The 12827-nt window shown below is 35.0% G+C and carries 11 protein-coding genes; 6 read left to right on the forward strand and 5 right to left on the reverse strand.

The annotated features are described in order from the left end of the window. Window positions 1-181: 181 nt before the first annotated feature. Complete coding sequence (locus tag LAB100_RS03830) at window positions 182-2833, forward strand: HAD-IC family P-type ATPase (RefSeq protein ID WP_119325838.1); 2652 nt, start codon at window positions 182-184, stop codon at window positions 2831-2833. 84 nt (window positions 2834-2917) lie between these two features. Here the strand turns inward: LAB100_RS03830 and LAB100_RS03835 are convergent, their stop codons facing one another. After that, window positions 2918-3658: a winged helix-turn-helix transcriptional regulator gene (locus LAB100_RS03835; protein WP_119325837.1), complete on the reverse strand. Its 741-nt coding sequence runs from the start codon at window positions 3656-3658 to the stop codon at window positions 2918-2920. 388 nt (window positions 3659-4046) lie between these two features. Here LAB100_RS03835 and LAB100_RS03840 point away from each other — a divergent pair, with 388 nt between their 5' ends. The 4 genes from LAB100_RS03840 (at window position 4047) to pstB (ending at window position 7631) form a co-directional block, all read left to right on the forward strand. Next, entirely contained in the window at window positions 4047-4946 is a 900-nt protein-coding gene (locus LAB100_RS03840) for a phosphate ABC transporter substrate-binding protein PstS family protein (RefSeq protein ID WP_119325836.1), read from the forward strand. A 74-nt stretch (window positions 4947-5020) separates the two neighbouring features. Then, window positions 5021-5938 carry a phosphate ABC transporter permease subunit PstC gene (gene pstC, locus LAB100_RS03845; protein WP_119325835.1) on the forward strand — a complete coding sequence of 306 codons (918 nt, stop codon included), beginning with the start codon at window positions 5021-5023 and terminating at the stop codon, window positions 5936-5938. Further along, window positions 5939-6826 carry a phosphate ABC transporter permease PstA gene (gene pstA / locus LAB100_RS03850; protein ID WP_119325834.1) on the forward strand — a complete coding sequence of 296 codons (888 nt, stop codon included), beginning with the start codon at window positions 5939-5941 and terminating at the stop codon, window positions 6824-6826. Window positions 6827-6836: 10 nt separating this feature from the next. Further along, complete coding sequence (pstB, locus tag LAB100_RS03855) at window positions 6837-7631, forward strand: phosphate ABC transporter ATP-binding protein PstB (protein WP_119325833.1); 795 nt, start codon at window positions 6837-6839, stop codon at window positions 7629-7631. A 126-nt stretch (window positions 7632-7757) separates the two neighbouring features. On the opposite strand, the gene LAB100_RS03860 is transcribed toward pstB, so the two are convergent. Together LAB100_RS03860 and LAB100_RS03865 are read right to left on the reverse strand one after the other, a co-directional pair. Further along, window positions 7758-9518 (reverse strand): thiamine pyrophosphate-binding protein, encoded by a 1761-nt coding sequence (locus tag LAB100_RS03860; protein WP_119325832.1) that lies wholly within the window; start codon window positions 9516-9518, stop codon window positions 7758-7760. Window positions 9519-9734: 216 nt separating this feature from the next. Next, window positions 9735-9980 (reverse strand): hypothetical protein, encoded by a 246-nt coding sequence (locus LAB100_RS03865; protein ID WP_119325831.1) that lies wholly within the window; start codon window positions 9978-9980, stop codon window positions 9735-9737. Window positions 9981-10172: 192 nt separating this feature from the next. On the opposite strand from LAB100_RS03865, the gene LAB100_RS03870 reads away from it, so the two are divergent. Further along, complete coding sequence (locus LAB100_RS03870) at window positions 10173-10838, forward strand: phosphatase PAP2 family protein (RefSeq protein ID WP_162894164.1); 666 nt, start codon at window positions 10173-10175, stop codon at window positions 10836-10838. Window positions 10839-10943: 105 nt separating this feature from the next. On the opposite strand, the gene phnW is transcribed toward LAB100_RS03870, so the two are convergent. Both phnW and phnX read right to left on the reverse strand, forming a co-directional pair. After that, on the reverse strand, window positions 10944-12035 hold the full coding sequence (gene phnW, locus LAB100_RS03875; protein ID WP_119325829.1) for a 2-aminoethylphosphonate--pyruvate transaminase: 1092 nt from the start codon (window positions 12033-12035) through the stop codon (window positions 10944-10946). Continuing rightward, a complete protein-coding gene (gene phnX, locus LAB100_RS03880; RefSeq protein WP_119325828.1) occupies window positions 12029-12823 on the reverse strand; it encodes a phosphonoacetaldehyde hydrolase in 795 nt (264 codons plus the stop codon). The genes phnW and phnX overlap by 7 nt, the downstream gene beginning before the upstream one ends. Window positions 12824-12827: the final 4 nt, after the last annotated feature.

Here is a 12827-nt window from a genome sequence, read left to right on the forward strand (position 1 = left end):
GGTTATTTTAATATTGACATAATATAAGTGAGCTGATATCTTTATATTACTAATAATTAAGGAGTGACATTTAACTGAAGACGAATCTTATATATTTCTTGCATCGAATTCGCAGCTGAGTTTAAGCACATTACTATAGCATTACGCTTTTTTAACTTTAAAACGAATAAGGAGATGTAATTTGAAAACTAAACCCTACCAAATAGGATTTACAGAATTAAAAGAAACATATAACACAAATGATTTTAAAAACGGACTTTCTACAAAAGAAGCTCAAAAACGTTTGAGTGAAAATGGTCCTAATAAACTGGAAACAAAAAAGACACCAAAATGGAAGATTTTTTTCCGTCAATTTAACAACATGGTGATCTACGTCTTAATTGCAGCCACATTAATAACACTACTGATGGGTCACTACTCAGACTCAATCATTATTTTCTTGGTAGTTATCATTAACGCTATTATTGGATACTATCAAGAATCCAATGCATCTGATGCTTTGGAAAAAATTAAACAGATGTTATCAATTGACGCTACCGTCTATCGCGATGGTCAAAGAAAAGATATTTCAGCCGAAGATTTAGTTGTCGGTGATACTGTCTTTTTAGAAGCTGGTGACAACGTTCCGGCTGATTTGAGAATTATTGATTCCGATAATTTACGTATTCAAGAATCAGCTTTAACCGGTGAATCTAACTCAGTTGCTAAAATAGCCGACACCTTAACTCAGGATGTACCTTTAGCTGAACAAAAGAATATGGCTTTTGCCTCAACTGCTGTTACTAATGGTAGTGGTAGCGGTGTAGTTATTGCTACTGCCAAAGATACCGAAATCGGTAAGATTTCTGACGAAGTTAGCTCCGTAAAACAACGTAAAACTCCTTTGATGCAAATCATTGATAGTTTAGGTACTAACGTTTCATACTTTATCGTAGCCGCTTCAATTGTAATCTTCGTTGTTGGCTTGATTTTCGATACATATTCTCTACCGGTGTTAGCTCTGGCTGTCGTAGCAATGATGGTCGGTGCCATTCCTGAAGGTATGCCCGCTACAACTTCTGTTATTTTGGCCAAAGGTGTTAGTGACATGGCTAAAAAGCAGCATACAATTGTCAAAACTCTGCCAGCTGTTGAAACACTTGGCTCTGTTGATGTTGTTGCTACTGATAAAACTGGTACTTTAACTAAGAATGAAATGACCGTAACTGATATCTTGATTGATGATCAAGAATTGCAAGTAACTGGAACCGGCTATAAACCTGAAGGTAAAATTGTTAAAAATGGTCAACCCGTGGAAATTACACCTAAATTGCAACTTCTTTTAGAAGCAGGTTATCAAGCAAACGATACAACTTTATTACAAGAAAATGGTCAGTGGACTATTAACGGTGAGCCTACTGATGGTGCTTTCTTAACGCTTTATCACAAAGTATTCCCATACAATCAAACGAATAAATATACCGAAATCGATATTTTACCTTTCGATTCCGACTATCGTTATATTGGTAAAATCGTTAAAGATGAAGAAGATAAACGTTTCCTATTTGTAAAGGGCTCACCTGATAAACTTTTAGAAATGGCCCAAAAACAGGATTCTAATTTCAACTATGACTATTGGCTTCAAAAAGTTCAGCAATTTTCATCCGAAGGTAAAAGAGTTATTGCCATAGGTTATGAAGAAGCTCCCCAAACTGCTAACGAAGTAACTCATGAAATGATTGTCGATGGTCTAAACTTCTTAGGTCTAGTTGCCATCATTGATCCACCTCGTGAAGAAGTAATTGAATCACTTCGAGTAATGCGTGCTGCTGGTGTCCAAGTAAAAATGATTACTGGTGACAATGCTATTACTGCTAAATCAATTGGTGAAAAACTAGGTTTAGCCGATGAGATTCATGCTATCACCGGTTCTGAATGGGACCAATTAAGTGATGAAGAAAAAATTATTGCTGCCGATGAAAATCAAGTTTTTGCTCGAACAACTCCTAGCAATAAACTGGAAATCATTGAAGCTTTACAAAAAAATAATAAAGTAACTGCCATGACTGGTGATGGCGTCAACGATGCTCCCGCTTTAAAACGTGCTGATATCGGTGTTGCTATGGGTATCAAAGGTACTGACGTTGCTAAAGATTCGGCTGACATGATTTTAACTGATGATAATTTTGCAACTATGTCTTCAGCTATCAGAGAAGGTCGTCGTATCTTCGACAATATCAAAAAAAGTATCCTTTACCTACTACCCATTTCCTTCTCCGAAGGTTTGATCGTTGCTTATGCAATCTTGATGAAACAAGAGATTCCTTTGCAACCAACACAATTACTTTGGATCAACATGGTTTCCGCCATTACAATTCAATTTGCTTTGATTTTTGAACCGGCTGAAGATGGTATCATGAATCGCAAACCTAGAAAAACTGGTAGTAAATTGATGAATCGACATGACGTTTTCCAAATGACTTACGTTGCTATCTTGATTGCAGCCGTCAGTTTAATTATTGACATCTATCTCAATAATCAAGGTGTCGGTGAAGTAATTTCTAGTACAACTATGGTTAATACTTTGATCATTGGTAAAATTTTCTATCTATTTAATATCAGAACACCAAAACTAGCTTTATCAAAAGAATTATTCTCCAATCCAAAGGCCTTCGTCTTTGTTGGATTAATGATTGTCTTACAACTATTCTTGACTTATGTACCGTTTATGCAAAGTATCTTTTCAACCGGTTCAATTGGATTTGTTGAATGGGGACTTGCCATTGCTGCCGGTGCAATTGTCCTTGTCATTACTGAATTTGATAAGATAATCCGTTTGAAACTCAATAGATAATAAAAAATCTCCATGCAGTGACCATCAAAAATGGTTGCCACATGGGGATTTTTTTATGCAGAGCTTACTATATTTTCAAACTATTTATTTCTCAGAAACTAGCGGATAATCATTGTCTAAAACATATCCAAAGCCTCTAACTGTTCTTATACAATCTTGTGAATGGGATCTTTCAGCTAATTTATCACGCAAATGACTTATATGTATATCGACCGTTCGGCTAGATCCTGTCGAATCGTACCCCCAGACCCCTTCTAACAATTGATCACGACTCATAACTTTCCCTCGGTGTTGAACTAAGTACCAAAACAAGCTAAATTCCTTGGGCGTCAGGCCTAAATCATAACCATTATGAGTTACTCGATAGTGTTTGAAATCAATCACAATATCATTGTACTTGATGGTTTCACTCTTAATTTCTTTTGGTGCCCCTTTTGAAGAACCTTTAGTAATAGAAAATTTATCATAAACCCAAAACAATTGTTTAACTTTTGCAACTAGTTCAGGATATTCAAAAGGTTTAGTTATAAAACTATCAATATTTATATTGTAAAAAAGAGAACGTCGTCTCTTTTCTTTAGCTGGTGCTAAAACAATTATTGGACCAGCTATTTTGTTGCGTAGCGATTTTAGAATCTTTAAAGATTGATTCATGTCAGTTATGGAAAAATCCCAGAGCAGACCTGCGATATGCTCATTTTCGACTACCTTTTCAACTTCTCTGGGATCAGTTACATTGCGGATAAACCAACCTTGATTGTTGAAGTATCCGTTGATTTCGATAAAGAGAGACAGTTTATTACTCAGCAATACTAGCGGTTGCATTTACTCTACTTCCTTCCAGTCATTTAATATTGCAAGGGCTGAAACTATTACAATATTAAAAATCAAGAATCTTTATATAAAATATTCTTGAAGACAACACCAACTACAGCCACATCACATTTTGATTATAACAATGTAAATTGGGGCGGTCATTTACATTGTTAAATTCGTCCATTATGTTTCAATATAGCCAAATACAAGTGTTGTAATATTTTGCCATTTACTGATTTCCCTTGCTTTTTTTCAGTTTACAAAGCAAATGTATATTTTTTTCACAACTTTACAAAACTTTTACATTAAATAAACATTATATATACACAATCCCTTTATCTTTATAGGTGTTCGATAAGTTACTTTATCAATACGAATCTGAATAGGGGATTTAAAAATGAAAAAGAAGAATATTATTTCTTTGGTACTTGGCTTTGCAGCTTTGATGCTTGTTCTTACTGGTTGTGGAAATAACAAAACTAGTGCTTCATCAAAGGGCAATAGCAACAATGAAACTTCAGGAAAAATTACAGCTGTTGGTTCTACTGCCTTACAACCTCTTGTTGAAAAAGCAGCTACTAATTTCCAAAAGAATAACAGCAAAATTAACATCACTGTTCAAGGCGGTGGCTCTGGTACTGGTTTGAGTCAAGTTCAAGATAAATCAGTTACTATTGGTAACTCAGATATCTTTGCCGAACAAAAAGATGGTATCGATTCAAAGAAATTAGTTGATCATAAAGTTGCCGTTGTTGGTATGGCACCTGTTGTTAACAAAGATGCAAATGTTAAAAATTTGACAATGGATCAAGTTAAACAAATCTTTACAGGTAAAATCACTAACTGGAAAGAAGTTGGTGGTAAAGACGAAAAAATTACCGTTGTTAATCGTGCCAAAGGTAGTGGTACTCGTGCAACTTTTGAGGCAGCTGTTTTAAAAGGTGCTGAAGCCATTAAATCTCAAGAACAAGACTCAAATGGTACTGTTCAAAAGATTGTTGAAAGTACACCAGGTGCTGTTAGTTACCTAGCCTTCTCATATATCACAGATAAAGTTCAAGCTATTTCAATTGATAACGTAAAACCTACTGATGATAATGTTGAATCAGACAAATGGAAGATCTGGTCATATGAACATATGTACACTAACGGTAAAACCGATAGCGCTACTGCCAAATTCCTTAACTACATGGACTCTAAAGACGTTCAAGATTCATTGGTTAAAGATATGGGTTACATCAGTATCCACAATATGAAAGTTCAAAAAGATTCTAAAGGAACAGTTAGTTCAAAATAAATAACTAAAAAGAACTTCAACCTTGTCCTATCTTGGTTGAAGTCCTTTTTTAATATGTACAGGAGTGATTCCCTATGGATGATATTCAGAAAAAACTACAAGCGAAATCCAAAGCCACTTTTCAAGACTATTTTGGCAAGGGAATTTGTTATTTATGTATTGGTTTAATCATTTTATTGGTTACTTGTATTCTTTACTTCATTGCCTCTAAAGGATTAGCCACATTCACCAAAGACCATGTTCGAGTAACAGATTTTTTAACTAAAACTAATTGGAATCCTGGTGCTACTGATACTCACGGACATCCAGACATCGGTGCTTTACCAATGATTGTGACCTCTTTCAGTGTCACTTTACTTGCCGCTTTATTAGCAACACCATTTGCATTGGGAGTGGCTATCTTCATGTCTGAATTTTCGAGCAAACATGGTAGTAAAATACTCCAACCAGTTATTGAATTATTAGTTGGAATTCCTTCCGTTGTTTACGGATTTATTGGCTTATCCGTAATTGTTCCTTTCATCAGAGGAATTTTTGGTGGAACTGGTTTTGGTATTCTATCCGGTACTTTGGTTCTTTTCGTCATGATTTTACCAACTATTACTTCATTATCAGTTGATAGTCTAAAATCTGTTCCACTCTACTATCGTCAAGCCTCTTTAGCTCTTGGAGCCACTCGGTGGCAAACAATCTATAAAGTGATCTTACGTGCTGCTGTTCCGGGCATTTTAACAGCAATTATTTTTGGTATGGCACGTGCTTTTGGTGAAGCTTTAGCCGTTCAAATGGTCATTGGTAATGCTGCTTTGATGCCAAAAAATCTAGTTTCACCAGCTTCAACCCTAACTAGTAAACTAACTACCGATATCGGTAATACTGTTATGGGAACTTTACCTAACAACGCGCTTTGGTCACTGGCTTTGATTTTATTATTGATGTCACTGATCCTAAATCTACTTGTTAAATTCATTGGAAAGAAAGGTCGCTTCTAAATGAATGCAAAAAAAATAGACCGCATTGCCAGCGGTGTCATTTACGCCTTAGTAGCAACGGTCGTTATACTGTTAATTGCCATCTTAGGATATATTTTATTCAATGGTGTCCCTGATATTTCTTGGAGTTTCTTAACTTCTGCCGCCCAATCATTCAGTGCTGGTGGCGGAATCAGGGATCAATTATTCAATTCCCTTTATCTTTTAGTTTTAACAATTATTGTTTCTTTACCCATCGGACTGGGAGCCGGTATCTATTTATCGGAATATGCTTCAGACAATTGGTTTACGGATTTGATCAGAACCAGTGTTGAAGTTTTAAGTTCATTACCTTCAGTAGTGGTTGGCTTATTTGGCTACTTACTATTTGTTATTAAATTAAATCTTGGCTTTTCAATTCTTTCTGGTGCCATTGCCTTAACCTTCTTCAATTTACCTTTATTGACTAGAAACATTGAAGAGTCACTGAGAAGTGTACCTAATCTACAAAGAGAAGCTGGTATGTCTTTAGGACTTTCTAACTGGAAAACAACTGTCAAAATCATTCTCCCTGCTGCCCTACCAGGTATTCTAACTGGTCTGATTCTTAGTGCCGGTAGAATCTTTGGTGAAGCTGCCGCACTAATTTACACTGCTGGTCAAAGTGCCCCCACAGTTGATTATGGGAATTGGAATATTTTTTCTGCAACAAGTTTTCTTAACCCCATGCGCCCTGCCGAAACTCTAGCAGTCCATATTTGGAAAGTTAATACTGAAAGTGTCACACCTGACGCTCATTTAATTTCGAGTGCTTCTTCCGCTGTTTTGATCATCGTTATTCTTATTTTTAACCTTGGTGCACGTTACTTAGGTAATAAACTGTACAATAAAATCACTGCAACGAAATGAGGACTTACAATTGAACGAATATAATCTTAATGAATCATATATTACAAATATTAAAGAAAAAAGCGTTCTTTCCACTAAAGACTTGCAAGTTTATTATGGTGATAACCATGCCATTTTTGATGCCAATCTAAGTTTCCCCCGTCACGAAATAACTGCTTTGATTGGTGCATCTGGTTGCGGAAAATCAACTTTCTTACGTTGCTTAAACCGTATGAATGATAAAATTGCCCGTGTTGAAGGAGAAATTTCTTATCGTGACGTTAATATTAATTCATCGAAAATTAATGTTTACGAGGTTAGAAAACATATCGGTATGGTTTTTCAAAGACCAAATCCTTTTGCTAAATCAATCCGTGAGAATATCACTTTTGCATTAAAAAATGCTGGCATCACTAAAAAAAATGATCTAGATGAACGTTTGGAACAGAGTTTAAAAGGTGCTGCACTCTGGGACGAGGTCAAAGATGATCTCAATAAAAGTGCTTTAGCTCTTTCTGGTGGTCAGCAACAAAGACTTTGCATTGCCAGATCAATTGCTATGCGCCCAGATATTTTGCTTTTGGACGAACCTGCCAGTGCATTAGATCCAATTTCTACTTCGAAAATTGAAGAAACTCTAAAAACTCTTAGTAAGGATTACTCAATTATCATCGTAACTCACAATTTACAACAAGCATCCCGTATTAGTGACTACACTGCCTTTCTACACTTAGGACATATCATTGAATACAATTCGACCGTTAATGTTTTTACTAATCCTCATATGCAAGCCACTGAAGACTACGTGTCTGGAAATTTTGGATAAATACATAATATAAAATCCCAGTATGACAACCATTTTGGTCATCATACTGGGATTTTTGTGTAGAATTTAAATTCTGTTTTGTACTGTTCTCAATTATCTTATTAAATAGTTTAAATATGTCTAACGCTAATCATTATCTCCTTGAGATCTCAAAATCTCACCAAGTGAAGGTTGCTCTTTAACATCAATATGATACTTCTTAGCATAAGCATCTACTGCTTCTTGACCATATAGTTTAGGATCTAGAGGCATGAAGGCAGTTGCTACAGGATCATCTTGCTTAATAACAGCATTAACAACGATTGGTTTCTTGTTGCCACTTGCTTGCAACTCTTTGATTTTGTCAAATGTTTCATTAACATCTTTAATAGACTTGACCGTAAAACCAATACCACCAAGACCCTCAGCTACTTTAGCCCAGTCGGCACCTGTTAAATCAACCCCATACAAATGTTGTTTTGATGCAACTTGTTCATAATAAATAAAACCAAGTCTTTCATTTGAAAGTACAACATTAACAACTGGCAAACCATATCTGGCTTCAGTAATTAAATCAGGAGCAACCATTGAAAAACCACCATCACCTGAAAGAGTCCAAGCCTGAGCATCAGGAACACTCAAAGCTCCAGCCAATCCAGCTGGTAAACCAAAGCCCATCGTGGCAAACAATCCAGAAATAGCAAAACGTTGATTATGATTCATTGGCAAACCACGGACACCAAATTCTGACACATTACCAGTATCAACTCCATACGTATCATTAGGTCCAGCCATTTCGGCAATTTTATTTGTAATGGTTTCTGGATTTAATCCGTCACTATCATCTTTAGCCAACTTATCAAGCCATTTGTCCCAATTTGCTTTATTTTCTTGATTTGCTTTCAACCAAAGACCCGCAGGGATCGTTTCCTTGGTATCAATTAAAGCTTGTAAATAACTTTTGGCATCAGCAATAACTGCATAGTCAACGTCAACTGTTTTACCAATATCGTAAGCATTATTATTTACATCAATGATTTTGACATTCTCAGGCCAGAATCTAGCAAATGGAAATTCAGAGCCAATGAATAGAATCAAATCAGTATGTTGCAATGCTTCAAATCCAGACTTGCTGCCTAAACGGCCAAAAGTGCCAATAAAGTTTGAATGATCAGTACTAATAACTCCAGTCGCTGGTACAGTATTCATAACTGGAATATTGAATTGCTCTGAGAATTTGGTCAAAACATCCTTAGCACCCAGTAAACCACGTCCAGCATAAACTAAAGGATGCTTAGCTTCTTTTAACATCTTCAAGGTATTCTTAACGTCTTCTGGATTGATAGTTTGTGAATAAGTATTTTTAACAATCTTAGGCGTCTTAGCAGGCACATAATCAATTTCTTTTGTTGTCAAATCTTCTGGCAAAATGACAACTGCCACACCACTTTGACGATATGCTTCACGAATGGCTTGATTAATAACATAAGGGATCTGTTCAGCCGTTGTAACCGTACGATTATAAACAGCTACATCTGAGAACATAGGTCCTTCATCCATTTCTTGGAAGTAATTTGTATTCATATTTTCTTGTGGAACTTGTCCTACTAAAGCAAGCATTGGAACATGATCCATCTTGGCATCATACAATCCGTTGAATAAATGCGTTGCCCCAGGACCAGCGGATCCAAAAGCAACTCCAATCTTACCAGTAAATTTGGCATCAGCAGAGGCCGCAATTGCACCTACTTCTTCATGACGAACTTGAATATATTTAACTTTATCTTTCTCCAAATAAAGTCCTTCGACAGTATGGTTAATCGACCCACCGGGAACACCATAGATATGATCAACGCCCCAATCTTCTAAAACTTTTACTAAAGCCTGTCCAGCTATCATTTTTGTCATATTTTCACTTTCCTTCCGAAAAATTAAATCAACAATCTATGTAACTATATAAGTTGCTTGCAAACGTTATCATCGAATACTTTGCCGAAAAAATCAAACAATTAATCTTATTCTATTCCAATAAAAAATCCCCATGTGGTAACCATTTTATGATCACTGCATGAGAATCTTTTATTACCGGAAATTAAACAATTCTTTCCACTCTCTTTTTTACTATTAATTATTAAAAAATTGTGATACTACCAAGAAAACTATTCCACCGACTATTACCCCGATACCGATAATCAAATAATTCCATAATCCTAAACCCCCTAATAGAATTAAAATAATTCCGATTATTGGATGATGTAACAAAGCAATTCCCGTTTTAATAAATAACCAAATAATAACAAGAATCGCCACTCCAATAGCAATCAACAAAGGTGCTGAACTACTGGAGCTGGCTGCCATTAATGTAAGCATTTTGAGCCTCCTTTTCGTAGAGTTGATTATATCATTAATGGAAACAAAGCGTATATTATTTCGTATGATTAAATATCTTTAAAAAATATAACTAATTCACTGTAAATGTTATGAAAATAATATTACAATCAAAGCTTAAAGCAAATGATGAGAGATTGTTTCTTATCATTTTTGTCACAAAGGAGTTTTATTTTGATATTTAAACAAAATAATCATAGAAAATCACTCTCCATAATCTATGTAGCTATTTTCTTTTTATTAGAAATAATGATTGTATCTAATAATTCATTTATTTTAGGAATTGATCATTCAATTCAACATACTTTTAGTTCCATCGTCTCGCCTATTAATACTAAAATCTTTTCTGCTATTACTTTTTTAGGTAGTCCTATTATGGACGTCATATATCTATTAATAATCATGTTTCTTTTATATAAGCATGGTAAAAAAGATTCCAGTCTTTGGATTGGCTTCATTTTGATCAGTGGAAATATTATTTCATTTTTAGTTAAAATAACCGTTAGACGTCAACGTCCTCTGGATAAAATCATCCCTGCATCAGGTTACAGTTTTCCCAGTGGTCATACTTTTGGCACAACACTAGTGGTTTTGACACTAATATTTCTTGTTTTACCTTACATAAAAAAACAATCTACACGACAGATTCTTACTATTATTTTAATTATCTGGCTAATTATTGTAGCCATTTCAAGAATTTACCTACGTGGTCATTTCCCAAGTGATGTTATTGGTAGTGCTTTATTAGCAGGCACTTGGTGGGAATGCTGTGAACTATTATATTTAAGATATTATGATTCCATAGCCAATATTCTGAAATTAGAAAATCACAATGATTAGAAATCGAGTATATTGATATACTCAATAATAAAAAAATAGCGTTTATTCAGAGTTGCCGATACACAATCCATAATGTGTACCCTATCTCTAAATAAACGCTATTTTTTATCTATTAATAATCTCTTTAATTGCTACAAGTAATTTAGTAATATCCTCATCATAAACTTCTCCAATATTACCAATTCTAAAAGTTGGTACTTGAGAAATCTTACCAGGATAAATTACGAATCCATCGCTCTTTAACTCTTGATAAAATTCATGGAAGTCAAAATCATCACTAGGATAAATAAAAGATGTAATTATTGGCGATTGATATTTTTCATCAATCAATACTTTAAATCCAAGCTCTTCCATTCCTCCAGCCAAATGTTTTTGGTTATTAACATAACGTTGATGACGAGCTACTACTCCACCTTCTTGAGCCAACTCTTGAAGGGCTTCATAAAAAGCATGTACTACGTGAGTTGGTGAAGTAAAACGCCATTTTCCGTTATTTTGTTCCATTTCAGCATATTGATCGTAAAGATCCAACGATAATGTTCTAGCAGTTCCTTTAGTTGCTTCTAAAACATTCTTTCTAGCAATTACAAATGAAAATCCTGGAACACCTTGGATACACTTGTTAGAGCTGCTGATCAAATAATCAATTTTGTTATCTTTAACATTAATAGGAACCCCACCGAAACTACTCATTGCATCAACAATTGTTACAATACCTCGAGCATTTACTAATGGAATAATATCCTCAATAGGATTAAGAACACCTGTCGTTGTTTCACAATGGATCATGGCAAAATGAGTAATATCTGGATACTTATCTAAATATTCGGTCACCAATTCTAAAGTAATTGGTTCCCTTTCATCCACCACTAAATCCACATGATTAATACCATAAATATCAGCCATTTCACTAATACGTTTACCGTAAGCTCCATTGATAGCAATCATTAACTTATCATTTGCTGAGATTGTTGAACTAATGACAGATTCAACTCCATAAGTTCCACTACCTTGAATTGGAACGGCTGTATATTCATCTGCATTAACTTGAGCAACATCCAATAGTGACTGACGGAATGACTGCGTAATTTTTTTATAATCATCATCCCATGTACAATAGTCAAAATCCATTGCTTGTTTAACTGTTTCACTTGTTGTTAAAGGTCCTGGTGTTAGGAGCAAATATTTTTCTACCATTTTTTATCCATCGATTCATTTAAATATTCAATAATTTGAACTAAATCAAATATACTGTCAATTACAAAATCAGTATCTACTGATTCAAATTCACGTTTCACTGTATTTCTACTAACAAGTTGTTCGTCATTATTTAGTTCATCAAATTCAACTTGTGACAATCCCATCAAACTACTGCCTTCGACTATCCCAACCGTTTTAACACCAGCATTTTGACCCTCTTCGATATCAACCAAAGTATCACCAACTTTGATGATTTTCTTAGGATCGTCAATATTGAATTTCTTCATTATGTATTGAATCATAGCTGGAGATGGACGTCCTAACCCATTGACGTCTTCAGAAGTTACAACCAAATCAGGTGTATAGCCTGACTCAGCGGCTTTATTTTGAACAATTTCCATCATCTCAGCAGTATAACCGGTCGTTGTTGCAACTTTGATTCCGTATTCTTTAAGATAATTAAAAGTCTTCAATACCCCGGATTTTAACTCTGTACATTCTTTTAAATAATGAAGTAATGCCCTTTGGAAATCTTCGTAAATCTTTTTACGATCACTTTCTTTAGGCAATTCAGAATACTTCTGTTCCCATTGTTGTTTAACATTATTAAGCTCTAAGATTTTACCAATGTGATCCCACTTGGCCATACCCATGTCTCGGCGAATATCCTCATCGCTCAATTCAATCCCGGCATCTTTGAATGCTTTTTTAAATGCGATAACTGGTGCCAAACTGCCGTAATCAACAGTTGTTCCAGCCCAATCAAAAATAACTGCTTCAATCATAAAA

Origin of the sequence: Companilactobacillus musae (assembly GCF_003967595.1) — a bacterium.
Lineage (GTDB): Bacteria > Bacillota > Bacilli > Lactobacillales > Lactobacillaceae > Companilactobacillus > Companilactobacillus musae.